Below are 24,625 nucleotides of genomic sequence, written 5' to 3'. Positions count from 1 at the left end.
GCTAAGTCGCTGAATCGGCGAGGTCTACCACGCTTGCCTTGTTTGTTTTGCTTCCACTCGGCTATCGCTTCCTCATCAATCCAAAAGGTCAGAGAGCCAAGGTTGATTAAGGCTTTATTATACTGCTTCCAGTTAGTTGTTTTGTAACGAGGTGTAGGCATGAGACTACGACGATTGATGGGTGTAGCCGATCAGATCGTAGCTTCCTGATTTAGTTCCATCGATTTAAACACCAAGGTCCTTCATGTAAGCTAGAATGTCATGCAGCAAATAGACTTTTTGGTTAGAAGTCGTAGATTGAAAATATTCCTATGGTAATTGATTTCAAGTCTAACATTTCTCTCACTCTCACTCTCACCATGCTGATACCTTGACCGCTTTTAAACAATAAGTGGGCAGGTTTACGTGAATATCCCTCTTGATATATATGTTCAATCTCATCATCTTCGATAAGGATACTATCCATTTCGAACGCGATATTTGTGTAGTCATCATTTCTGGGGCAAAGTGCTTCCATTTGAATTCGGGATTGGTCATAGAATCGTTGGATTAGATGGGAAAGAAGGAATATTGAGTCTTAACGGTATTTTTGCAACAAGCCCGTCTAGACAATATAGAGGGTTGGAAATGTTGGCTTTATCCAACTATTCAACAGGTTGGCACGAAGATTTAAAGAAAGTTTCATATAGGCTAGCAGGGAGAGCGCAGTAGAATAGCGTCGAGCAAACCCACTTTATTACGGGGACGCTATACGTGAGTGGCGACGAGCTACTAAAAACTATTGATGACTACGATTAGATAGATCATGAAACTTACTGTATTTACGCTCGCAATCGGGCAAACCCTGCTTTACGCCTGCCTGTATTATCTGTTCCCAGCGACCCTGCTGGAATGGGAAGCAGTTCATCACTGGAAGCGCACCGATGTGACCCTCGCCTTCACTCTTGCTATCGGTATATCAGCACTTTGTGCTCCATTTGCCGGGCGCTTTCTTGACCGAGATAAGGGTCCAGAATTGATGGCTGGATGTATTGCGCTTGGAGCGGGCCAACTATGGCTACTCACTTACGCCGATTCGATCTATATGTTCTATCTTCTGTGGTTTGGGATCGGGATAGCGATGTCAGGCTGCTTATATGAGACCGTTTTTGCCTTCTTGGTAAAGTTTCGCGGCAAACAAGCGAAATCAGATATTACTCTGATCACCTTAGTGGCCGGTTTTGCTAGCACACTTTGCTTTCCGAGCATTCATTATCTGCTAGAGAACCACGATTTAACCATTGCGCTCAAGATCGCCTCGCTATTACTTACTCTGCTTGTAGTACCGTTTTTCTTCGCTAGCCGACAGATTCAGCAGCAATGCTGCAAAGATGAAACAGAGCAACAAGTTGAGCAGGCACCTTACCATGACCAGCTCCAAGCCCTTTCCAATCCAAACTTTTGGTTATTAGCGGTAAGCTTTTCACTGCTAGGACTTGCCCACAGTGTGATCATCAGTCACCTACTACCACTACTTGAAGAGCGTAGCCTAAGTGCAGACAACACCATCTTGATCGCTTCACTGATTGGCCCAATGCAGGTGATCGGACGGATTGTTTCCATCTTTGCAGACAGAAAACTCAATCTTGCAAGCATTACCCTCTACTGTTTTGCAGGGAGCTGCATTGCACTAGCCACCCTCTACTTCGCAGGCTCCTCCATGTGGATTTTGGTGATATTTGTGCTGTTTCAAGGCAGCAGCTATGGCGTGATTAGAATTATGAAGCCATTGGTAACTAAGCAATTTATGGGCGAAGCAAACTTCGGTACAATCTCCGGCCTGATGGCACTACCCTATCTGATGTTTTCAGCACTAGCGCCGTACCTAGGATCACTGATTTGGGAGATAAACGACTATGATGGAGTGCTTGTTACCATGGTAGTGACCAGTGTGATTGCCTTTGGCTGTTTTGGAGTGTTGAAGAAGAGAGAAGATAGGAAAATGAAAATTGCTTGTAATGAAGTCAGGGTAGGAAGTTAATCGTACTAGAAACGTGTGAAGCCAAACCTTCATTGATAAGGTTTCGAGTGTTCAGTCCTCGAACTCTCTGAATTCGTGATCCGCACCAGAAGCTTTGGACACTGAGTTAAGTGAGTAAAATCACTAATGAGGTGAACTATGACAAACAAGAAAAAACGTATTATCCATTCTCCTGAATTTAAAGCAGAAACTCTTAAGCTTGCTGAAACAGTAGGTGTAGCTGCTGCCGCTAGACAGCTATCTCTGCATGAGTCTCAGATCTATGGCTGGCGTAAATCTGCAAATAAAAACTCCAGCACTACTGAACGAGAGAAACAAATAGCTGCAGAAGTAGCAAAGCTCAAAAGGCAGTTGGCGGAACAAGCTGAAGAGCTAGAAATAGTATAAAAGGCCGCCACCTACTTTGCGAAGAATCTAAAGTAAATTGCTATGAATTTATGCTTGAACACCTACTGTTCTTCCGCGTTTCACGGATGGTTAAGGTGTTCGGCATATCGCGAAGTGGGTTTTATTACTGGATTAAACATCGCCATAAGGGTTGCCTGCGGGAACAAAGCCGCCAAGTCTTAGATGGAAAGGTAAAAGAAGCGTTCGATAACAGTAAAGGTAGAGATGGAGCTAGACGTATTCAGGTAGAGTTAGCTGATAACGGTGATCATCACAATGTGAAGACCATCGCCAGCAGCATGAAACGCCAAAGCTTAGTAGCTAAAGCGGCTCGTAAGTTTAAATGTACAACGGACAGTAATCACAGGTTACCAGTCGCTCCCAACTTGTTAGAGCAGGACTTTACTGCAACTGCCCCGAACCAGAAGTGGGCTGGTGATATTACCTACTTAGCAACAAGCGAGGGCTGGTTGTACTTGGCTGTAATCATTGACCTTTACTCACGACAAGTTGTGGGCTGGTCGATGGATACGAGAATGACAGCTACATTGGTAAGCGATGCACTTTCGATGGCTTTATTTCGCCGTGGCTTCCCTGAGCAAGTTATCGTCCATAGTGATCGTGGTAGCCAATACTGCTCTAAGGACTATCGAGATCTAATAAGTGCCTATAATTTAAGGCAAAGTATGAGTCGAAAAGGAAATTGTTGGGACAACGCCTGTGTAGAGAGCTTCTTCCATTCCATGAAGGTGGAAGCGATACAATATGAGCCAATAATGACAAGAGGGGAGGTGCGTCAAACGATCTTCGAATACATTGAGGTTGATTATAATCGGACGAGAAGGCACAGTGTTCTTGGGTATCTAAGCCCAGTTAACTTTGAAAAGCAAAATGTCGCTTAATGAAATGTCCAGTCTGGCTGGAGCAGATCAATTCGATCCCAATCTGCAAAGAAAACACTGCTCCTATAAGAACTATGCTTTCTTTTAGTTCACCCACATATATCTTTGATATTGACCATTATGATGAATGTTACACCCTTGGGGATTCATAACATATCAAATCCGCTATTTGATTTCCTGTAAATTGCGTGGCGGGAAGGTCACCCCCTCGGCTGATTCCCAGAGCTTATCCGGGTGAACGCCTACCTGCTGCTCGAACAGGCGAGTCAACTCAGCCAGTTTCAATTGCAACTCGTACAGCTCGTGCTCAGTGCGTACCAGTTGCGACGCCATCAGGGCTTTCTCCTGTCGCGCTTCATCACGCTCGGCCCGGTACTCTTCCTTGAGTCGCTTTTCGTTATCACGATCTGCTCTCAGCGTTTGCTCTGACAGCGTGCCGCGCCGTCCGGTTGGTTGACTACCACCTGGCTTGTGCTCAGCGAATGCTTTCTTGGCCTTCTCGCGGAATTCGGCATACTCTTCGTAGTAGATGGAGCCGCTACCAAGGCCGGCTTCTTTGGCCAGGCAGTTTATCGACAGGCGAGCGCCTGGCCGGGTGTTAATGGGGGTACCGGACAACAGGCGTTCCAGCGCCTCTTCCAGTATCACCAGTGTGGTTTCACTCTTGCTCATGGTCATAGCTGGGTCACCTTAATCGGGGCCGTTTCGTAGGGCTCAAACGGGATATCGTGCTTAGTCAGGATCAGCTCACAGGCACGGATACCCATGCGGATTTTTGATAGGGTATTGGGCATGTAAACGCCCTCCGCCTGGGTGTTCTCATAGCGTTCAATCTGGCGATCACGCATAGCCAAGCGCTGCCGGGCATGCTCATCGGTCATGATGTCGGACTTGCACAGTACGGTGCCAACTTCGGGATTGATGGTGCAACTCAGCCGCTCGCACTTGGGGTTCAGGCAGAGGGTAACGCCGTTATCGACGATGGCCAATTCACCGCTGGCGATAGCCCGGCGAATTGCCTCACGGTCTTCGTAGATCAGGATTCCCTGCTCACGCTTAGCCATGATCTCGTCGCCCTTGCCACCGCTCAGGGTTTCGTCACCGAGATAGATATTGCAGGCGACTTCCGTCCACAACTCCACGGCCATCTCATTGATTTCCTGCTTTAACTCCTCGTCCAGCAGGTAGTCCAACTGGGCAGCGGCATGGGCGTTCTTGCCGTAAATGACCGTCATAGCTTTCATCATGTGCCCTAACTGCTCCTTGGCCGCGACCAGACTGCCAAACCGGTTGCGCAGAAACATGACCACCCAGGTTCTGCGTAGCTGGTGCGATGCCAATGGCCAGGCATCACCCACCTGGACATCATCCGAACGCTGCTTGTTCAGCGTCTGGTATTCCTTGAGCAGATCCGCCGTGAGTTCAGCCCCTTTGCCGGAGCGTTTTACCAGCTTAACAAACTGAGTAGGTCTGTCCCTGTCCTTTTTGAACGTGTATGAATTTACCGTCACATTTTCGGCGTCCGCATCAAAGGCTAGGAACAATGAACGGGCGTGCCGGAACAGCTTACGTGCTTTACCCCGTTGACCAGCCTCACGTAACCGCTGTGCCTCAGCAAACAACTGCTCGCGCCGGGGTTGGGTGATGGCTTCCAACAATTCAATTGCCTGCTCGCTGATGGGAGCCGTAACCCAGGCTTTGCGCATCGGGCGACCGTTGTTCAGTTTGGTGGTGTAACCAACCAACAGCGGGAACTCCAGCCCCAGCCGTTTGCTACGATGGAACGAGCCTGCATCCAGTTCATACCATTCACCGACACGCAGGCCGGTTACGCTGCTGATGCTGACACCGCAATCGGTTAGCAGGCGGTGGTAGAACTCCACCATCCCGTTCCAGTTGTAGTTGTTGTTGGGGTACTTTGAAGGCGAGGTTTCCTTGGCAATCGGTACTTCTGGAACGCAGCAACCGCGCAGATAATCGCGCACCTCGATAGGCTTCGCCCCAGATTCCAGCATCAGGTGGTAGGTGGCGAACATGGCCCCGAGCTTATGCCGTATCGGGTGGTACTGCTCCACCGTGGCCATTGCGGTGCCGTAGATGGCGCAGGCAATGGCATGCGGCAGTGCCAGCGTGGTTTTGGTCTCTTGCTTCGACTCGCAGGCCAGTGACTTAGCCTTGCTGTCTAATTTGGCGATGGCGAAGCGGGTAAAGCCCAGGCGGTTGGCGGCATTCAGCGCACTCAAGTAGTGGCTTACATGACTCTTACTGAGCCGCTTTTCCTTGATAGCCGCAAACAGTTTTCGCTGGTTCTTCTGCTGGTTAAGGTCTGCCAAGCGAGTCATATCCGCCTCCACCAATAGCTTGCTCAGAATACGCCAGTATGAGAACAAGTGAGCAAGCCCACCTAACCCTTCATCGGCTGAGCGGCGGCGCTCAAACACGGCTTCGTACATTAACCGTTGAATTTCCAACCGGATAACCTTGGGCACCTGTTTGTACGACCAAATGGCCCGCTCTTTGGCGGAATCGGAGTTGGCCTGCACATAGGCAGTGAAGTTCCACTCGATGCTAGTCAGGAAACTGCGGGGATTGCCGTCTTCGTCAAAGCTGACCACCACGTGTGACAGTGCCGCAGTGTCGGTGTTGTCCACGGCCAAGTTCACCCAGGCAGGTGTTCCCTTGTTCGGTGCGTCATTAGCAGGACGATAGTAATGCTGGTCCATCAGTTACCCTCCCAGAGCAGGTACAGGTCGTTTACGGCGTATTCGTTGTCGAACACCGGGTGTGGAGCATGATTGCATTTTTCCTGGGCCGCCGCGAGCACCTCCGGGTAGTCACGCTGGATATCGGACAGCATTTGTTCGATGGTCACTTCGACACGGGTGAGGATCTCCGGTGGCACATGGTTTACTGCCGGGCCTTGTTTGGCTTCTTCCAGACTAGCCTGGAAGCTGAGCAGGCACCAGATATCATCCACTTCGGCCAGTACCGCCTGGTGCTCACAGCCGAAACATTCCAGGAAACGGAAACAGGCCACCTGGTCGTCTTCAGTGGCCAGGCCGCTCTGCATCAGTTCCTTCTTCAGCCGTTGGGCCTTGTCACCAAAGGGCTCTGTACAGCGGGTGCCAACATCGGTTTGTGCCGGGATCACCTTGTAGTCGATGTTCTCAGTCTCGGTTTTCTGTGGGTACTTGGCTTCCAGTTCACGCAGCGTGATTGGCTGTTTGAACTTGAACCCGACCGCCTGCTTGGCCTGCTCAACCGACTCCCCTTGAGCACTGCGCTGGATGAACTCACTGGCCATAGCCGCTCTGCTTTGGTTCTTGTGCGTGTTGCCGTTACTGTAGGAACGCTCAACAGTACTCTGACCGTTATTCAGCCCCTCGGCGGCAACCAGCGTTGAGTCAGATACTGCAATTAGCAAGTCGCTCTTGGTGGCACGGAAACGGCGTGGCACCAGGCGCGGTGCAGTGACGCCCGCCAGGTAGCTCACCGTCACTTCGCTGCCTTTCATCGGGGCTTCGGCCAGCACCAGGCTTCTACCATCAACCGTGAACCCGGTTACGGGTTGTTTATCAATATGCGCCTCAAGCACATCGTTCAGCGCGATATGGGCCAGCTCGAAGGTCACGTTATGCCCGTCAGTTGCGCCCTTTGGCTGTTCAGCCTTGATCTGCTGTGGCATCAGCTTACAGAACCAGTTATTGAAGTCCTTAACCGCAGCCGCAGCGATATTGCCATCCACCTCGTTATCGATGATCTTCGGAAACAAGAAAGCATCCGGATTTGGGTCAAGGTGCTCAGCTACGGTCAGCCAATACTCAAAGAAGCGTTTACCGAAGGTGGTGAAGCCCAGTTCCCACTCGTTCGGTTTACCGCCTTGACGGCCCTTGTAGGTCGTCAGCTTCCAGTTGTCGCCTTCTTCACGTTTGAAGGTGCCAATATCGCGGCGGCGCATCTGCTGTAACGGCGTAGCGTTGTCACCGGTCAGTAGAAGCACCAGGTAGTAGGCGGCAACGACCAGCTTCACTTTCCAGGCAGTGCTGTTGGAGTGGTGCTCTGCCCACGTCTGGGCATCAATACCCAGCGGACAGGTTGGCTCATTCCCTTTCACTGCGTCGGCTCCAAGGCCGTCAACGATACGCTTTAGGCGGCGAGTGATAGCGCAGATTTCGGGGTCGTCGTAAGACTGGGTACTTTTATTCCCTTTTGAAGCAAAATGCGGCAACGAACCTGCGATCTCGTTTTCTCCGATACCGTTCAATGCCATCTCCAGGAAACTTTTGTACACCCTCGCCGTACTGGATAAGAGGGTGCCATGCAGTATGCGCTCTCGGAGATGGTCGCAGTACGCCAGCAACGGCTTTTTGCTCAGAGGCTTGAGTTGCCCCTTACGTTTACCCGACTTGTAGACCTCGATGACGGGTAAATCGTTAGCATCGCAGTAGCGTATCCAACGGGCAACAATCTTTAAGGCTTCCAGTGCAGTGTCCCCACTGTCGTTGATATTCACCAGCCAGGCATGAATACGACGAACGAGTAAGGCGCGTGCTGCGATACTCTGGGTATCAGCGGGGGTGTCGCGGGTAACCTTACCGTCATTACCGACTTTGATCTCTGGCACCCCGTGGTAGAGCAAACGGTACACGCGCAGTGTCGTCAATGTGCCTTGCGCTTTTGTGCTCACCTGAACCGACACCACCAGGTCTCGGTCATTCAGCGGCGTAACCAGCCCCTCGGTTGACTCGGTAGTGAGGCTGGGAGTATCCGCTATCTCGATTTTCGCCCGGCGCAGCTTAGCCATTGGCCTTCTCCACGTTGCCCAACAGTTTATTCCATGCACCAATATCGCCGTCTTCACCGACGATGTGCATCAGGCCCAGTTCCCACAGTCGATGCCCGGCGCGGCCCCGCTTCTCTTCGTCCAAGAACTTGATGTAGTGGCGTGAAGTATCGGGATTTTCATGCCCGAGCAGGGCCTGCACCTGCCCCTCCACCTCGTCGCGGGTGAATCGCGGTTCGCCGGATTTGGGGTCTTTCAGGCGCAAACGAATACGGGCCTGGTTCGTGGCGTAGGTGGAGCGCAGGTTCTGGAACTTATGCCTGAATTCTTCCATGCCATCGATTTTGCGCAGCGTGTTGCGGATCTCGCCCCAGCGCGCATTGAGTGAGCTGAGTGAGTATTCTTTGCCTTGAGCAGTCAGCAGCAACGGTGGGTAGAGGCATGCCATTTGATCCCCGGTCATCACCGGTTTGCCTTTTTTATCCGGAACAGGTTGGTCGTTAGCATCAACCTTCAGCTTGACCTCATTAGTCGCCAGGAACTTCTCCAGCCGCTCCTGATAGCGCTTAGACTGCTTGTATCGATACAAGTGGCGCATCAACTGTGGTGGGATCTCGATGGTGCGTGAGACGCCGCCCTTGGTATGGCAACGTCCACCAGGGCCGATGTAAACCTCACAGATAGGCTCACCTACCTTGGGCCAACGCACATGATGGTTTGAGAACGACAAGACTTCCCAGCGGCGTAGCCCCGTCCACAGAGAGAGGCCGATCATCAGGTGGGTTTCCCAACTGAGTTTGGTTTTGACCTCCCGGCTCTCGCCGTACACCTTGGTGTTGCGGTGCGCCATACCGCCACTCAGCACCTCGTGCAGCGCCTGTTGCTCGTCCAGAGAAAGCGGCATCAATTTGGCTGGTGTATCGTGGTGGCCGCCGCCGTCCTTGATGTCCAGCTTGAGATCCGTGGTTGTAACCCGGATCACCTTGTTGATATGACCGAGCGCGCCCTTGTCCTTGACCTCGGCAAAGCTGTACTTGAGCGGTTTGTTGCGAAACTCAACGCCACGCCCGAGCCAGTAGGTATAGAAGCCCACCATGGCGCCACGATAGGCCCGGGCTGTTGTGCCAGCCAACTGCCGTCTGCCATTGGGTAATACGGTGTCATGGCCGACCTGAAGATACTTCTGCACGAAACGATAAGTGGGGCGCTGGTACTGGGTTCTGGGCATCTCATCCCAGGTCATGCCAATCTGCTCAAGGAAATCGAAGTAATGCATCAGGCCCTTGGCCTTGGTCTCCAGATCCTTGTCCTGCTCGATGGTCTTGCAGTAGATCAGATACTCATTGGCAGCGTTGATTGGGCGGCACTGACTGTCCAACAGCACGTACATCCCCTCAATGGGTACGGCATCCGCCCCCTGGTCACCCCAGGTCGTAGCCAGCTCACCGTTGTCATCGACAGCAAATGAGGGCTTGGCCCCGACGGTGAACGCATCCATCTTCAGGTACTGTACCGGCATCAGGTCATCCTTCCAATCAATAACATGTGTTAATGATCAGTCTATATGTTATTTTCGAGAAGTCAATTTGTGTAGAGTTGTAATTTGGCAGTTCCGGTGTAGCGGTGCTGCCATAGAAGCCGCTAGGGCGGGTGAAGCTGGACGGGGTTTTGCAGTCGTTGCGGGAGAGGTCAGAACCTTATCGGAGAACACCCAAAACGCGGTGTCGGAAATTCAAACCATGACCAAACAGCTTATCGATACGGCGAGTACTTTAGTATCTGCGATTGCGAAAAGCGAGAGCAGTGTGAGTGAAATATCTCAAGTGACTACGCGGTCCACGGCCAGCTTTGACGATATAACTGTCGCTTATAACCAGCTTCTGGCATTGAATGAACAGATCTGTAACGACTCGATAGAAACACTGCACCTATGTGAGCAGTCTATCGATAGTTTAGAGGTGGTGAATAAATTGGCGCTCGACTGTACTAAAAGCACCGACAATGTTGTGCGTGCTAAGGATGAGTTGGTGACGATATCGGACTGCTTGGATGCTTCATTGGAGTCAATTGCGAAATAGCCGAGTAACGATGACGACAGAGAGACATCGACAGACAAACAAAAAACGCAGCGCTTAACGGCTGCGTTTTTTAATGGTGCTTGCTAGTGAAACTGCGATTAACCTTTTAGGCGAGTTGTTTTACTCGACTTATTTTTGATCGCTCGCATCAGACGTAGTCTGCGCTCTGCAGAGCCTTGTTCGCTAGCATTATTAGTGCGACCTTGGCGGTCTTTGTAAGCTGGTTTAGTGTGCATTTTCTGTAGCAAAGCATCTCGGTTTGCTGGCTCGTAACCTGCAAGTTGGATACGTTTAATGCGGTGTTGAATTAGGTTCTCGATCTGAACCAGAGTAAGCTCTTCTTCACGGCTAACGAAAGAGACCGCATGACCTTGCTGACCTGCACGTCCGGTACGACCAATTCGATGTACGTAGTCTTCAGCTAGGAATGGCATGTCATAGTTTACAACGTGCGGAAGACCTTGAATGTCTAAACCACGAGCCGCAACTTCTGTTGCTACCATCACACGTGCTTTACCGGTTTTAAATTCTTCCAGAGCGCGACGACGAGAGCTTTGTGCTTTATCACCATGGCAAAGCACCGCTTTAATACCATCAAGTTTGAGCTCTTTTACCACCTCATTGGCGGTCTCTTTGTAATTCACGAAAACCAAGACCTGTTGCCAGTTTTTACGACCAATAAGCTCCGACAGTAGTTCAAGCTTACGATCTTCATCTACGGGATAAACTACGTGCGCAACAGTATCTGCGGTTGAGTTCTCAGCGTTGACAATAATGCGCTTAGGCTTACGCAATAGATCTTGTGCTAGGGCGTTCATCTGAGGTGATGATGTCGCGGAAAACAGCATGGTTTGAGGTTGGCTGTTAACGCTGCTCATGATAGTGCGAATTGCACTAATGAAGCCCATATCAAGCATTCGGTCTGCTTCATCGAAGACTAGGAACTCAAGATTAGCAAGCTTAACGTTACCAAGCTCCAAATGCTCAATAAGACGACCCGGAGTTGCAACCAATATGTCGACACCAGCTTCAAGTTTGCGCTCTTGAGACGACATTTTTGCACCACCAAACACGGCGGCAACTGACACGTCGACGTATTGAGTGTAGCTTTCGATGTTATTAGCGATTTGATCCACTAATTCACGAGTTGGCGCCAGAATAAGTGCACGTACCGCTCCACGAGTGCGAGCCTTTGGAGTATCAACAATCTGTTGAATAATTGGCAAAGAGAAAGCGGCGGTTTTACCTGTGCCGGTTTGAGCGTGTGCCAAAATATCGTGTCCACGACGAGCATGTGGAATCGCTTGTTGTTGAACTGGAGTGAGTTTTTCATAACCACACTCGGTCAGTGCTTGCACGATCTCGGATGAAAAACCTTGTGATAAAAATGACATTCGTTGTTCCTAAAAGCAGATGGCGGTATTTGGTGTTTCTCGTTAACCAATCAACAAAATGATTGTTGACCAAAAATACGGTCGCTGATTATAGAAGAATAATTGCTGCCTGTGGTGACTAATTTTGGTTGTTTGAGTAGAAATTGTACAGTTATTAGGCTAACAATCTGAAAATTAATGCGATATGACCGTAATCAATCTGAATTTGGGGAGGACTTTTATCGTTAAATTGTAAGCCTCCCTCTTTGTTGAAGAGGAAGGCGTTGGGTAGCAAGAACTCAGCTAGCTTAAAATGAGATATTGAAATTATGTTGTACGGTTAACCCGAGTAGATGAGAACGCTCTGACACTAAATCTCGCTTTTCATTTTCTAGACGTTTGCGCTCATCATGATTTTCGCTTGGTGTCGTTCTTAACTTATCTTCGATAGTACGCAACTCGGTTTCAATCTGTTTAAGGCGCTGGTCGCGTTGTCTAGCTTGTTTGCCCAACTCATAGTTTTTGAGAAAAGACTCGCCCGGACATACATAGTAGTACTGCTGTCCCTCATAACCCACCTTGTAACCATTATCTGGTGAGCAGTACAGCCCCGTCCCTACTTTGAATCCCTTTGACCATTGTTCTCTATCGGGAAAAACAGCGGCTTCGCTACAATCACTGATATAGCTATCAATCATTTTAGGGCTATTACCGTTAAGTCCATCGCTATAACCAACTTGATACCAGTCAGCGTTGTTACACTCTTCAATAGACATACTGGAACAGCCAGAAAGCGTGATAGCTAGTGCAGCGACAAGCCATTTGATGTTTAAACTTTTTAGTCCGATATACATATAAAATCCAAAACAGTGAAAAATAAAAAGAGTGCTAAAGCGTCGAAAGCTACTTAGTCAACAATGCTCTTCGTCAAGCTTATTAAGTAACTATCCATTCATAGAGGTTGGGTGAAAGTATTGGTTTATTTTGTTCTGTCTGTTTTAACGACGTCGACGATTCAAGGTAATGAACCAGCTAATTGCTGAACTAAAGAGTAATAGCCAGAATAGGGCAAGAAATCCAAAATTCTCTACAAGGACGCCCGATTGATCGACATAAGAATCGCTCATAAGAAAGATAGCTAAGCAAAGGTTTGCCAAGCCAAATAGAATGAAAGTTAACCTATATTTTTTACAGTTCATTACCTAGCATCCTTGCCGTCACTCCAACTTTTATAGCGAGCAATATCACCAACTCTTATTCTATCACCTAGGGTAATTTTCGATCTGTAACCGAATGTACTAGCGGTGTCATGAAACGTAGTTGGCTTTCGTGTGTGCAGGAATCCAAGAGTTGGTTTGCCAGTGCCTCAGCGAATAGCATTGGGGCGTTGAGCTTTCAGTAATGTCTTATTTGTTACTAGAAGATAGGGTGGGAAGTCATACAAACAGGTACGATAGAAATTTCGGTATGGCGTTCAAAATGTATGAACGACCTCCTCTCATTGTGCAGATATACCTTTGATGTGATTAATGCGAAAAGCACATCTGCTGGTGCTTCTTATTCCAGGACTTTTCGTGGAAAAAGTACGCGATGGTATTAATCGTTGGCTCTAATGTTGCCATGATACCACCCGCCAACACATCACCCGTTAACAAGAAAACGACACCAAATGCCACACTAAAGTGCACGGTCGCAAATGAAGCTGTCTTAATGGTTTCATTATTTCTCAAAGCTTGAAGGCGTTGGTTTTTTTCCCAAACACGTTCGTGAAAGTAAAACGCAACGGTATTTACGGCTGGTTCAAGCATTGCAATCATACTCGCGATTAAGATTTCGCCAGTTAGTGCATATGCAACCGTAAAGGCAATAGTAAAATGGATAGCGGCAAATCGAATCGTCTTAATCATGGGATGTATCACTCAGTTCAAATCTTATGAACCCATTATGATGAACTGGTAATGAGAATTAAAATCAATTAAATCTCTTTTATTGATAGGCAATACCTATATATTGTTGGTGAGTTTTTTAAGCAGATGCACTGCTAGTGCACCTAAGGAAGAAAAACTAGCGCATACTGAGGCGACATTGACCTTAGTACTATTCTTGTGCTGAAGCAGGGTAAATGTATGAAGGAGCGTTAGATATCTTCTGATGTACAAGCACTGGCGCTCCTTCATTTCACGTTTTGTAGATTCATGCTCTAGTAGATAGTCAAGCTGCGATAGATCTCTTTTCGATTAAACGAAAACCGAGCTCATTCCGTTCTACTTCTCCGGCAGCGATTGCTTTACTCATATAGCTTCCGACGGTGTTTCGCGACATATTAAGTAATGAAGCAAGAGTAAGAATATTTAATGGGATAGACCCATCGTAGGTCGCTGCACTGATTGCTTCCATCGCCAAACGAATCTTCAAATCGGTATTTTTTTCGCCGCGTAGGCGAAATAATGTCAAGCAAAAGCGCTGTTTTTTTGCCAACGAGAAATTGATCATTTTTGAAAAACTACAGCAAGAGTCCATCAATTCTTTGACATCCTCAAAGGGTAACAGCAGCACGGTACTGTCGGTCACGGCTTGTATATCAGACTGAGCACTCTCACCCAAAATCAATGGTACATCATTGATAAGGATGCCGGGGGTAATCAGGTCGTACTTCAAGTTAGTGCCTTCATCGATAGTGGGGTAAAAACCTAATACGCCCTGTAAAGGGATAACGATATCGCTCACACTTTGATATTGGAAGAACAGAAATTTACCCTTGGGAATAGTGACAACTGCTCCACGTCGGATAAGTTGACCTGAAAGTTCGTCGCTAGCGCGGTATATCTCTTTAAGTATCTTCTGGACTGACATTTTAAGCCTCTCAAGAAAGGGATGAGCGCTATTCCTTAGCTTCTTGGGGGTTGTATGTCTGTGATTATAAGAGGGCCAATACGGTGAATAAATAAGCCGCTGGTTATATAAAACATAAACGCCGTTTATATTGTTCAATCTTTTCGATAACGAAGAAGTTTGACCAATTGCCTGCGTCGCTTTTCGTTACAAGCTATTACCATGCACTCATAGTGCACCTTTGGATTGCTGATTTGACTATGATTTGCGCCATCCGAATCTGTGAGTTGCAAACGATGAACAAAAACCTTTTGGCAGTCGCAATGGCTGTAACCTTCTCTTCGTCCACATTTGCTGGCGGTATCTTACTTCACGAAGTAGCTACCTTTGATAGTGTTTCTTCTGCTGGTGTAGGGAACTCATCTAATCGTACTGATGCAAGTGCCGTGATTACTAGCCCTGCTGGTCTAACGGCGATAGATGACAATAGTTTTTCTATTGGCGTTCAGTACTTAAACGCAAAGACTGAGCACAGTGGTACTGGGGTTTCTGTTGACAAGTCAACGACAGGTGAGTCGAATGCTTTTATTCCAAGTCTTGCTTATGCACAGAGAATCAATGACAGCTGGGTTATCGGGGCATCTTTACATGGTGAAGGTGGTTTGAGTATGGACTATAGCGGTGGTCTTGTAGGACCTAACGGTGGTCTTCCAAAAACACTGTCTGATGAAGCGTTAAATTTGCAGTTAGCCGCTGGATTCCAGGCAAGCGACAATCTGTCTCTTGGCGGAGCTTTGATCGTTCAGCATTTAATGACGTCGTTTGAGCTTGGTGGCGGTTCTAGGCTTGATGGAGATGGCAGTTCTACGGCAGCAAGCTTTATGCTATCAGCTATGTATGACGTGTCAGACTCTACTTTTCTATCTGCCAACTATAAACACAAAGTAAAGCATAACTCTGGTGATATCGATGTGTCGTTTGATGGCAACCAGTTTACGTCAATTGAGCGAAATGCTTCTTGGCCAGCTCAACTTGATTTTGGCCTTCAGCACAAAATCTCAGACGAGTTAACTTTCAAAGCCATGACGGGTGTTGAATTTTGGTCACAGTTTGATGATGCTGCAAACAACGTTTATAGCTTAGGTACAGCGCTCGCGTATTCTCAAAATGATTGGACCTACCAAGGTGGTATCCGTTACGACTCGAAAATGTATGACACTGACAAAATGACCCCTGCGCTTCCTATTGGAGCAAACTGGTCGTTAGGTCTTGGCGCAGAAAAAGAGCGTTCAAATGGTCATCGAATCGGTATCGCATACCAATACCGCAATATGGGTACTCAAGACGTCACCTACACTGGCCCTACAGACACAATTCCTTATTTTACTGGCAGTGTGGATACCAACCGTATTCATGTTCTAAGTATCAGCTACGCCTACTAACTTAGTGAGCTAACCGTAAATTGGCCTCTCACAGTTGTGAGGGGCATTTTTGTTTTTAATGAGAAATAAAGCGTTATGAAAAAGAATGGTCTGTTTTCATCGGTTGTCAGAGCTTTTGGCTTTGTTACCGTTGTTGGATTATTGGTAGTGACAGGAGTCTCAGCCAAAGAGAAACATCATGAAGATCCAACCAAGATCGTTACCAAAGTAGGTGCTGGCTATTCAGACTCTGCGTTTGTGTCTGGTTCGATTGGTCTTGATGAAGCGAGGATGATCAACGCTCGATACAATGAGACTGGAGAGTGGCGCTTGGGTGGCTCATGGCTATTTGATTTGGGAATCTTAAACTTCAACTTTAGCCGTACTGATTATGAAAATGATAGCTATCGCAACAACTACAGTATTGGCACCTACATCCCTCTAAGTTACTTTGACATCTCTCCGGCAGGATGGATGCTATTTCCCATGGCGGGCTACAGCTACAACGATGGAAAAATGGCAATGCCTTCAGAAGAGGTGGATAACGAATACGTACTGATGCGAAGCCAAAGTCACGGCGGTTATTTGGGAATGTTTGGTATTCGTCCAATTGATGACTCGGATTGGAGCGTACTCGGGTTTGCTGGTGGCTCGATAGGTTCGGATAATTACCGCGGTTACTGGGGCGGACTTGGCCTTAGTTATAAGATAAACAAAAATGCATCGTTTAACTTCTTTGGAATGCTCTCGGAGGACGACTACGGGACCAATAATAAACTGGCAGGATCGGTGAGTTACGAGTTTTAATGAAGTAAGACTTTAAGTAAGCGAAAGTAAAAACGGCGGCTATCATTGATAGCCGCCGCGTCGTTTACTCCTCAATAAACTTGTGCTTTATCTGACTCTCTCTTTCCTGCGGTTTGAACTGATTAAACCTAGGTAAGAACTTGTCCCAATCAATCACATGACTGTTGATCTCTGGGCCATCGATACAAGCATGTTTACGAATCAATTTTCCATCTTCCATTACTGGGACCATACACGCACCGCACATCCCGGTTGCGTCTACCATGATAGAGTTAAGGCTCGCCACGCACTCCACTTTGTACTCCAAAGTTAAGTCGCTTACAGCTCTCATCATGAGTGGTGGACCTATAGTAATGACTTCCGCGATAGGTTCGCCTTTTCCGGCTTGATGCTCATCTAGGCGGTCTTTTAGAGGGGTAGTGACAAACCCATCTACACCAAAGCTTCCGTCATTACTGGTATAGATGACTTCCAGTAAATCAGGGTAGAGCGCTTTGAGTGTTTCGACTTTATCGCCTTGCTCAGTCCAGAATGCTTGAGGTGCGCCTCTAAAACCGGAAATCAAAGTGACTTTGTTACCAATTTCGAGGTGTGCGCGCATAATAGGATGAACAGCCGGAAGACCCACACCACCTGCGGTGAAGTAGACTCTGTGATTATCTTGGTGCACAACGACTTTACTTGCTTGACCTAGTGGCCCCGCAATCGCTTCAAAGACATCGCCTTCCTGCATCTGGTTGATAAGTTTAGAGCTGCTTCCTAGCCCCTGAATCACTAACTCAATCGTCCCTTTTTCAGCATCCCAATCAGCGAGTGTCAGTGGAATTAACTCGCCTTTTTCATCGGCAAGAACTCGTACAAACTGACCGGGTTTTGCGGAACGGGCGATGAGTGGGGCGGTAATGGTAAATTCGACAATCTCATCCGTAAGTTGACGACGTTTGACGATTTTGGCTGGCATTTGCCCAAGTTCAGTGTAATTGCTTGCCTGCGCGACTAACCCTTCGACTTCTTTTAAATTGAAGTCTAGCGTACTCATGATTTCACGAGCGGCTGCTTGCCCATCACCTGCCGCTTTAATGGCTGTTGAGCCACCACGAGTCGCGTCACCACCGCTATAAACACCAGCAAGCGAGGTTTCCTGCGAGCCTTTATTAAGCAGCAAGGTACCCCATTTCGAGGTGTTAAGATCTGGGTTGGCGTCTTTCATTATAGGGTTAGAGCTATTACCCAGAGCCATGATGGCGAAATCGACCTTCATTAGCTCCGTTTCCCCTGTTGACTGCGGTCTGCGACGGCCTGAGGCATCGGGCTCACCTAGTGCCATCACGTCTAAATCGGCAGTCGCCAGTACATGGTTTTTATCCCCATTAAACTGACAAGGAGAGCGCAGTTCTTTGAGCATAATGCCTTCTTCTAACGCATGATGTAGCTCTTCAACACGAGCAGGCATCTCTTGTTGCGTTCGACGATAGACAATAGTCACGTTAGCACCAAGGCGACGAGCGGTTCGCGCGGCGTCCATTGCGGTATTACCACCACCGATGATCATCACCTCTTTATTGTCCATCTCTGGCATAGGGGTCTCATAGTCAGGGAGGTTGGCGTGCATTAGGTTGACGCGAGTTAAGAACTCATTCGCTGACATGATATTAAGTAGATGCTCACCCGGAACGTTCATGAAGCGCGGTAGTCCTGCCCCAGTGCCGACAAACACTCTCACAAAACCTGCGCGTTTGAGGTCCGCTAGGGTGGCAGTTTTACCAACGATGTAGTTAGTGACAAAGCGGCCTCCGAGCGCTTTGATTTTTTCTACCACGTCATCCACCAATTGGTTCGGTAGACGGAACTCAGGGATACCATAACGTAACACGCCACCTAGGACATGGAATGCTTCAAATACTGTCACGGGGTAACCAGCTTTGGCCAGTAGGTAAGCATTGATTAACCCAGAAGGCCCTGAACCTACAATAGCCACTGGCGGTTTGCTAGCGGCAACCCAAGGGTTACACGCCACAGGTTTCGGCGGCTCACCATTAGAAAGCTCGCGCTCCCGTTGTGGTAAGAACCACTCCAACTGACCGATTTCAATCGGTCTATCGTTGTGAGTACATACACCTTGGCATTGAAGCTCTTGTGGGCAAACTCGACCCGTAACATTTGGCAGAGGATTGGCGTCGCGTATTAGCTCAAATGCCGCTTTAAAACGGCCTTCGCCCATTAAGTTCAACACTTCTGGTATGTGGATCTTAACCGGACATCCTCCATCGGCTTCTTCCGCGGGATTGCCGTCGCGGTCGCACATTGGGACACCGACTTCACAAGGTTTGTCTTCGCATTGCTTATCGCGAAGCACTTCAAGCCACACAAACAGCTCTACTTCGCGCAGCGAATAACCCAACCCCATGTAGCCAAGGTAGCCTTGGCTCACTAGATCGAAGTCTTTGCGGCGTTCTTCCGCAGGACGAACGTAAGGAGGAATATTATTGCTGCCCGGCCAACCTTCAGATAACCCCTTAAACATGGGATAGCGTTCTGAAAGGTGCAGGTCTAAGCCTTTAACAAATGCCCGTTTTTGTTTCAGTGGAATTCGCCATAGATAACGCTGTAGTGCGGTACTAAGATCGTTGCCCGCGAGCAACAGATCCCATAGCTTAGTGGTGAACTCTGCTGATAGGTTACCGCGTTTCAGCATATCCTGGATTAGCTGTTGACTCTCTTCGATGATCATTTGCTGGAAGCGCTGTGGATTTTGATCCATGCGTTTTAGCATAAGCTCCCGTTGAGATTGAGTAAGTAAAGCGACCATAACTACACCTCCACCGAAGCAGGAGCGTTAAAGTGAATGATTTCAGCATCACACTCATCGGCGATTCGTGCTGCACGTTTCACTAACTCATCAGTGAGTGTTACTTTCGCCAATGAACCCGGAATGACTTGGCTAATCACTTTCGCTTCGCCATTCTCGACCACAGTTGTTTTCTCAAACAGTTCACTCAGTTGTTGGTAGCAGGTCTTGCAATCGGTACACAGACATTTTTCGTCCTCATTGATCGCGACAAGAGGTTGCGATTGTCCATCGGCTTTCGCAGGTGCATCAGTGGTGTCGATTTGTGTCACAGGGATGCTACTGGTTGGTGTTGCAACCATAGCAAGTTCTGCTAGTCCGTTTGCGATGGACTCAATAGTTTGTTCATTGTTGTCCAAGGCTTGTTGATATCGCAGTTTCCACTCTTCGATTTGCTGCTGATAACCTTGCTCGATCTGCGCTATATGCTGTCCACTTAATGTTTGTAGCATGTGCCAGTTGCGAAGACGCTCTTCACTCAGTGCCACTAACGACGGTGAAACAGAGAGCTGCACCAAATGTTGCTGTTTATCGGTGGACCAGATAAACGGTACTTTATTTGCGCGTTCTTGAGCGCTTAGCTTGAGATAATCAGCGAGCTCTACGGTGTTGTCGTTATCGCTGACTAGCGCAAAGTGTTTCTTGAATCGACCCTCATACAACGCGAAGTCTGCGGCGGTAAATGGCACTTGTTTAAGTTGGGTCATGCCATCGTTATCTAGGTAGCTGATGGTATGTGTTGCCCAGTCCTGATCCAGTTCAGGGTTACCTTCAATAGAGAAACGCTCTGCTAAAGTCTCACCTTTACGTGGGTCGTGAACAAATACCGGACTCATGCGGCTCTCTACGGCTAAGCGAGAGTGTCGCGTGCTAGCATCATCGGCGATACCGTGCTCACCCATACAAGGGGTATAAACATCAAACAGTGCTGGTGCATCTTGATAATTCAAGTACTCCATCAAGTTCGACATAAAGTGACCTTGTAATGCCGTTGAGGTCTGTACCACCATGACTTTCGGATGGAAGGTAGCAATAATTCCTAGCTCTTTACGTGCCTCTTCTTTACCGCTATGAGCACTGCCGAAACGGCTGAGGTCGGAATCTTGCGCGGTGAAACTTGCTGTGGATGCTTGTCCTCCAGTATTAGAGTAGCTCCCAGTATTCAATACAAAGATCTTAATCGGTGTACTGGTAGTTAACAGTCTAGAAAGCGCACCAAAACCAATATCATAGGTTGCGCCGTCTCCACCGATGCTGAATACCGTTGGCATCAGTGCCAATTCTTGATCGGACAACTGACTCCACTCAAGGTAACGAAGCTGACGATCGTGAATCTCTTCATCGTACATATCTTCTAATTCGAGTTTTGCAGTGCGCAGTGCTTTGAACTGTTCAAGCTGATTGGCTGCTTCACCTTCAAACAAGCCTTTCGCGACCGCCGGGGTGTCTTGGAACAAGCTGTTTACCCAAGGGTCGTTGTATGGGTTTGCAGGGAAGGTAGAGGCATAGACGCTACTACAGCCTGTGGCGTTAGCGATAAGTGCATCAGAAGGGCCATTTCCAGTTGGGCCATGTTCGAATAGGAACAAGCGTTTTTCTAGCGTTTCAATAGTGCGAACTAAACGCTGGGTTCTGGTATTTTCACTGTCTTGTCCAACGATCATATCCAACTTGTCTTCAAGTTGCTCAATCATAGACTCAAGAGTCTGTATATGAGCTTGATAACGTTGTTGTTGCAGTGCTCGGTTGATGGAGGTGACGAGTCTTAAGGCTGTGACCTCACCACAGCCGCGACATGCGCCGTGACCAGAACTCATTGCATAGTAGTTGCTGCGGTCGAGTAGCAAACGTTTTGACTCTGAGGCATCTTTCACACCTTGTTCAACAAAACGAGTAGGCGTATTTGGCATATTCGCAAGCGTGTTGAACAGTTCGTGCATTTGCTGGTTCATTTCGGTGGTTTGACGAACTTTTTCTAACGCATTCGGGCCGCAAACGTCGACACATTCCATACAGCCGCTACATTTGCTTGGGTCGATAGCCACAGAGAACAAACCGCCACTTCCTGGTACCGCTTTTTCCATCGCATCAAAGAATGGCTTGGTGCGGCTTACTGGTAAGGATTCTAATGCCACGCATAGCGCTGCCATTTGCAAGGCGATAGGCTCTTCAAAGGTCATGGAATCCACAACTTTTGAGACGACTTGATGCAGTGGCTGTGATTCCCCTTTTGCCGAGCTGCGGTAGTGGTGGCGTACTGCGTCCAGAATTGGCGGCATTTTCGCTTTCAAACTGTCGCGTTGTACAGGTGGAATATTCAGTTTGTCAATTGCTACATAGGCAATATCGTGCAGCTCATGCACCGCGTTAGGAATAGCGCCATCTGGGCAAGCAATAGTACATTCCATACAGCCAGTACACTTGTCTGCATCAAATTTAGGCACGTTAAGCCTAAAGAGTCCTTTATCTTTAGTGATGGCACTGGCAGGAGGCAGGAACATGCCAGAACCTGGGATAACAGGAGCTTCGCCAATGGAGCCATCAACGTAGCGTTTGCCTGCGATATTATTGAAATAAGAAGGATCAAATAATCCGCAACTGGCTTGCGCTGGTTTTTGGGTTTCGGTTTGCGCTAGAGTTTCACTGGTTTCGACATTGTCGTTAAATGCGCTGTAATTGACGTGCTGTGTGGCGTGCATGCCTTCACGAATCACTGCCATGTTACTGGCAACGACTTTCTCGCCTTTTGAACCAAATTTCTTGGCGATTTGTTGGGTAATACGCTCTAACATCGCCGACTCATCAGCACCTTGGGTAACTTGTTTTGCATGTCCACACAAGGCTCCGATAAAGGCGATACCCATCATACGGATTTCTAAATCAGCTGATGGCGCTTGCTCACGCGCTACCTTGAACGCATCAACAATGTAGAAGTTGATGTTGTTGTTACGAATGAACTGACGAGCACTCGCAGGGATCTCTTGCCAAACTTGCTCTGGTTCATGGTGAGTTTGCAAAATGAAGGTGCCGTTTTTACTAAGACCCGCCAGTGGATTGGTGTGCATAAACACTTTATGGTCGGGTGAAAGAACGACTTCGACCTGTTGTAGTTCGGCATTGGTGATTTTGATAGGTTCAGGAGAAAGAGTAATAAAGAAGTTGGTTGGTGCGCCACTTTTCTCAGAACCATATTTCGGCATGGACTTCGAGTGCAATCCTAATGCACCAGAAAGAATGTCTGTCAGTAGCTTACCCGTGGCGATGGTGCCGTATCCACCGACAGAGTGGAAGCGTACACGCATTGCCGATTCAGGTAACAGGTTAGGGTTTTCGCCTGTTTCTAAAGCCATCAGCTCAGTATCTGGATAAGCAGAGCGTAATCGATCTTGAATCTGTTTCAGTTCGCCAGTTGCCTGTTTGTCGAAGAACTGGCTGCCTAGGTAGAAGAATGGCTTAATGTTCTCTGAGCGCATGTTATCAAAAGCAGCGATCAAGTGCTTAGGTTGCAGGTCGTGACCACCAAGTCCGAAGATACCAGTATTAATCATTGGTATGTGCGTTAGTGCTTTGATGCCATTGTGGCGAGGGTAGTGGGCATTTTCTTGCGCTTTAAATAGCGCTCTAGAGATGCGAGCAGTTAAGCGTGTTTCGTCGCAACGCTCTAGCACCGTTACCGCAGTTTTTCCCGCAAGTTTCTCGACGATTTGCGCTTCAGGGAATGGATGTAATTGTTTGATAGAGATGACGCCGACTTTTTGACCTTGTTCTCTAAGGTGCAAAGCAACAGCTTCAGCATCATCCGTGACCGAGCCTAAACCGACAATGACGTATTCTGCGTCATCACATAGATAATCCATGACTGGCTCATAGGTGCGACCCGTTAGCTCGCCATATTCACGCATGGCTTGCTCGATAAACTGTGGAACATCACTTAGGAAGTGGCTGCGATGGTCGACGATACCCGCTTGGTAGTCTGGCTGATTTTGGACACCACCTGTTAATCCTGGGTTATGCGGATCCATCAGCGCTGGTACACGTTGACGCGTATCTTTTTCATAGGCATTAAGCCAAGCACGTTGCCATTTTTTCAATAGTGCTTCGGGTAGGTAAGCGTTGGTGGATTCAATCCACTCGCCCTGAGCGTCTTTTTCTATCGCTGCTTCATTAGCTGTGATATAGCCTCTTAAGTCGGCTAATTTTTCAGGCCAAAACTGGTCTTGGTATTTGTCGATAAATTGATTGAGTTGCCAGACGCGGCCTTTGGCACCATATAGCATTCTCTGAGCTTCTGTTGGTGCGAGAATTCGATCGGTTGGGTCACCGAGATATTGTTTAAGTAATTCTGGCTCAGGTAGTTGAACTTCACTTTGAATATGGCTGGTTGCGAAGCCATCCATGGTATTGGCGACAGGAATTAGTGACAAGGCACTGACGCGATACGAAATGGCAGCAAGGTCGGCCGCTTCTTGGGCATTACTTGCAAATAAAGTGGTGTATCCAGCAGATAACAGAGCGTAGACGTCATCATGTCCCGCCATTACATTCAGTGAATGACGAGAAACTGAACGCGCCGCGACATGAAGCACAAAACCTGCAGCCTTCTTACCGACGGTCACATAGTGCGATTCAAGCCCGTATAAAATCCCTTGGCTTGATGAAGCGTTGGAAATGTACTTGCCCCCTGTTAGCGCGGCACCTAATGCGCCACTTTGCGCAGAATGCTCACCTTCAGGTTCGAAGAAGAATGGGTGTTGCCCCCAAACATTGCAGCCGCCTTGAGCTCTAAAGGCTTCATACAGTTCGGAAATCTCAGTAGAAGGGGTGATTGGGTATCCTATCACTCCACCGCAAACGTAATCCATAACATGTGCGACAGCGCCATTGCCGTGGATTACAGTAGTCAGGCCGGGATAGGATGGGGTGTTGTGGTGCGCATTGCTCCCTTGGGTCATCGTAGACATAAGAGGTTGCTCCTTGGTATATGGTTTTATTATTAGTTCGACTTCCTTAATGCGTCGATTCTTTACTCCTCACCAAATACTTCATGGCTAATTGCCAGCTTGCACCTTATCATTCAGAGCATTTGGTGATGAACCACATAAACCTAGTGATCGCTCTCGAGATGACCATCTGATGCTTATGCGTTAAATACTACACCAGTTGCAAAGACAACT

The 24,625-nt window shown here is 48.2% G+C and carries 17 protein-coding genes; 5 read left to right on the top strand and 12 right to left on the bottom strand.

The annotated features are described in order from the left end of the window. A partial coding sequence (locus L2W36_RS15890) for a transposase (RefSeq protein ID WP_236110568.1) occupies positions 1-161 on the bottom strand: 161 nt, incomplete at its 3' end. Between the two features lie 644 nt (positions 162-805). Here L2W36_RS15890 and L2W36_RS15885 point away from each other — a divergent pair. Then, positions 806-2,020, top strand: a complete 1,215-nt coding sequence (locus L2W36_RS15885; RefSeq protein WP_236110566.1) for an MFS transporter — start codon at positions 806-808, stop codon at positions 2,018-2,020. Positions 2,021-2,158: 138 nt separating this feature from the next. Further along, a protein-coding gene (locus L2W36_RS15880; protein ID WP_236110564.1) for an IS3 family transposase occupies positions 2,159-3,309 on the top strand; the annotation gives its coding sequence in 2 pieces (ribosomal slippage) (positions 2,159-2,405 and positions 2,405-3,309; 1,152 coding nt in all). A gap of 165 nt (positions 3,310-3,474) precedes the next feature. Here L2W36_RS15880 and L2W36_RS15875 read toward each other — a convergent pair. The 4 genes from L2W36_RS15875 to L2W36_RS15860 are packed head-to-tail and all read right to left on the bottom strand — an operon-like array spanning position 3,475 to position 9,611. Next, the gene (locus tag L2W36_RS15875; protein WP_236110562.1) at positions 3,475-3,987 is read right to left on the bottom strand and encodes a hypothetical protein; all 513 of its coding nucleotides are present in this window, start codon (positions 3,985-3,987) and stop codon (positions 3,475-3,477) included. Then, complete coding sequence (locus tag L2W36_RS15870; RefSeq protein ID WP_236110561.1) at positions 3,984-6,032, bottom strand: hypothetical protein; 2,049 nt, start codon at positions 6,030-6,032, stop codon at positions 3,984-3,986. The genes L2W36_RS15875 and L2W36_RS15870 overlap by 4 nt, the downstream gene beginning before the upstream one ends. Then, positions 6,032-8,113, bottom strand: coding sequence for a hypothetical protein (locus tag L2W36_RS15865; RefSeq protein WP_236110559.1), 2,082 nt, complete (start codon positions 8,111-8,113; stop codon positions 6,032-6,034). Before L2W36_RS15865 ends, L2W36_RS15870 begins: the two co-directional genes overlap by 1 nt. Continuing rightward, a complete protein-coding gene (locus tag L2W36_RS15860) occupies positions 8,106-9,611 on the bottom strand; it encodes a site-specific integrase (protein ID WP_236110557.1) in 1,506 nt (501 codons plus the stop codon). The genes L2W36_RS15865 and L2W36_RS15860 overlap by 8 nt, the downstream gene beginning before the upstream one ends. A gap of 67 nt (positions 9,612-9,678) precedes the next feature. On the opposite strand from L2W36_RS15860, the gene L2W36_RS15855 reads away from it, so the two are divergent. Beyond that, entirely contained in the window at positions 9,679-10,170 is a 492-nt protein-coding gene (locus tag L2W36_RS15855) for a methyl-accepting chemotaxis protein (protein WP_329605677.1), read from the top strand. 98 nt (positions 10,171-10,268) lie between these two features. Here L2W36_RS15855 and L2W36_RS15850 read toward each other — a convergent pair whose 3' ends face one another. The 5 genes from L2W36_RS15850 to L2W36_RS15835 all read right to left on the bottom strand — a co-directional run bounded on the left by L2W36_RS15850 (position 10,269) and on the right by L2W36_RS15835 (position 14,396). Beyond that, complete coding sequence (locus tag L2W36_RS15850; protein WP_006071353.1) at positions 10,269-11,564, bottom strand: DEAD/DEAH box helicase; 1,296 nt, start codon at positions 11,562-11,564, stop codon at positions 10,269-10,271. A 287-nt stretch (positions 11,565-11,851) separates the two neighbouring features. Continuing rightward, a complete protein-coding gene (locus L2W36_RS15845) occupies positions 11,852-12,397 on the bottom strand; it encodes a DUF2799 domain-containing protein (protein ID WP_236110555.1) in 546 nt (181 codons plus the stop codon). Positions 12,398-12,541: 144 nt separating this feature from the next. Beyond that, positions 12,542-12,742: a DUF3955 domain-containing protein gene (locus L2W36_RS27520; protein WP_081411551.1), complete on the bottom strand. Its 201-nt coding sequence runs from the start codon at positions 12,740-12,742 to the stop codon at positions 12,542-12,544. Between the two features lie 327 nt (positions 12,743-13,069). Next, positions 13,070-13,450, bottom strand: a complete 381-nt coding sequence (locus L2W36_RS15840; RefSeq protein WP_006071351.1) for a DUF2061 domain-containing protein — start codon at positions 13,448-13,450, stop codon at positions 13,070-13,072. A 304-nt stretch (positions 13,451-13,754) separates the two neighbouring features. After that, positions 13,755-14,396, bottom strand: coding sequence for a Crp/Fnr family transcriptional regulator (locus L2W36_RS15835; protein WP_236110553.1), 642 nt, complete (start codon positions 14,394-14,396; stop codon positions 13,755-13,757). 275 nt (positions 14,397-14,671) lie between these two features. Here L2W36_RS15835 and L2W36_RS15830 point away from each other — a divergent pair, with 275 nt between their 5' ends. Continuing rightward, positions 14,672-15,817, top strand: coding sequence for an OmpP1/FadL family transporter (locus tag L2W36_RS15830; protein WP_236110552.1), 1,146 nt, complete (start codon positions 14,672-14,674; stop codon positions 15,815-15,817). A gap of 75 nt (positions 15,818-15,892) precedes the next feature. Then, complete coding sequence (locus L2W36_RS15825) at positions 15,893-16,603, top strand: hypothetical protein (RefSeq protein ID WP_006071348.1); 711 nt, start codon at positions 15,893-15,895, stop codon at positions 16,601-16,603. A 64-nt stretch (positions 16,604-16,667) separates the two neighbouring features. Here L2W36_RS15825 and L2W36_RS15820 read toward each other — a convergent pair whose 3' ends face one another. Both L2W36_RS15820 and L2W36_RS15815 read right to left on the bottom strand, forming a co-directional pair. After that, complete coding sequence (locus L2W36_RS15820; protein WP_236110551.1) at positions 16,668-19,412, bottom strand: sulfide/dihydroorotate dehydrogenase-like FAD/NAD-binding protein; 2,745 nt, start codon at positions 19,410-19,412, stop codon at positions 16,668-16,670. A 2-nt stretch (positions 19,413-19,414) separates the two neighbouring features. Further along, positions 19,415-24,412: a 2-oxoacid:acceptor oxidoreductase family protein gene (locus L2W36_RS15815; protein ID WP_236110549.1), complete on the bottom strand. Its 4,998-nt coding sequence runs from the start codon at positions 24,410-24,412 to the stop codon at positions 19,415-19,417. Positions 24,413-24,625 lie beyond the last annotated feature (213 nt).

Source organism: Vibrio sp. McD22-P3 (assembly GCF_021568915.1).
GTDB lineage: Bacteria > Pseudomonadota > Gammaproteobacteria > Enterobacterales > Vibrionaceae > Vibrio > Vibrio mediterranei.
The sequence above is the reverse complement of the archived record's forward strand: the minus strand, read 5'-3'. Positions and strand labels throughout refer to the sequence as shown.

Excerpts from the sequence above, each read along its gene's own strand:
- L2W36_RS15875 (WP_236110562.1), bottom strand. The coding sequence starts at position 3,987 with ATGACCATGAGCAAGAGTGAAACCACACTGGTGATACTGGAAGAGGCG.
- L2W36_RS15825 (WP_006071348.1), top strand. The coding sequence starts at position 15,893 with ATGAAAAAGAATGGTCTGTTTTCATCGGTTGTCAGAGCTTTTGGCTTT.
- L2W36_RS15860 (WP_236110557.1), bottom strand. The coding sequence starts at position 9,611 with ATGCCGGTACAGTACCTGAAGATGGATGCGTTCACCGTCGGGGCCAAG.
- L2W36_RS15830 (WP_236110552.1), top strand. The coding sequence starts at position 14,672 with ATGAACAAAAACCTTTTGGCAGTCGCAATGGCTGTAACCTTCTCTTCG.
- L2W36_RS15835 (WP_236110553.1), bottom strand. The coding sequence starts at position 14,396 with ATGTCAGTCCAGAAGATACTTAAAGAGATATACCGCGCTAGCGACGAA.
- L2W36_RS15815 (WP_236110549.1), bottom strand. The coding sequence starts at position 24,412 with ATGTCTACGATGACCCAAGGGAGCAATGCGCACCACAACACCCCATCC.
- L2W36_RS15840 (WP_006071351.1), bottom strand. The coding sequence starts at position 13,450 with ATGATTAAGACGATTCGATTTGCCGCTATCCATTTTACTATTGCCTTT.
- L2W36_RS15870 (WP_236110561.1), bottom strand. The coding sequence starts at position 6,032 with ATGGACCAGCATTACTATCGTCCTGCTAATGACGCACCGAACAAGGGA.
- L2W36_RS15820 (WP_236110551.1), bottom strand. The coding sequence starts at position 19,412 with ATGGTCGCTTTACTTACTCAATCTCAACGGGAGCTTATGCTAAAACGC.
- L2W36_RS27520 (WP_081411551.1), bottom strand. The coding sequence starts at position 12,742 with ATGAACTGTAAAAAATATAGGTTAACTTTCATTCTATTTGGCTTGGCA.
- L2W36_RS15865 (WP_236110559.1), bottom strand. The coding sequence starts at position 8,113 with ATGGCTAAGCTGCGCCGGGCGAAAATCGAGATAGCGGATACTCCCAGC.
- L2W36_RS15885 (WP_236110566.1), top strand. The coding sequence starts at position 806 with ATGAAACTTACTGTATTTACGCTCGCAATCGGGCAAACCCTGCTTTAC.
- L2W36_RS15850 (WP_006071353.1), bottom strand. The coding sequence starts at position 11,564 with ATGTCATTTTTATCACAAGGTTTTTCATCCGAGATCGTGCAAGCACTG.
- L2W36_RS15845 (WP_236110555.1), bottom strand. The coding sequence starts at position 12,397 with ATGTATATCGGACTAAAAAGTTTAAACATCAAATGGCTTGTCGCTGCA.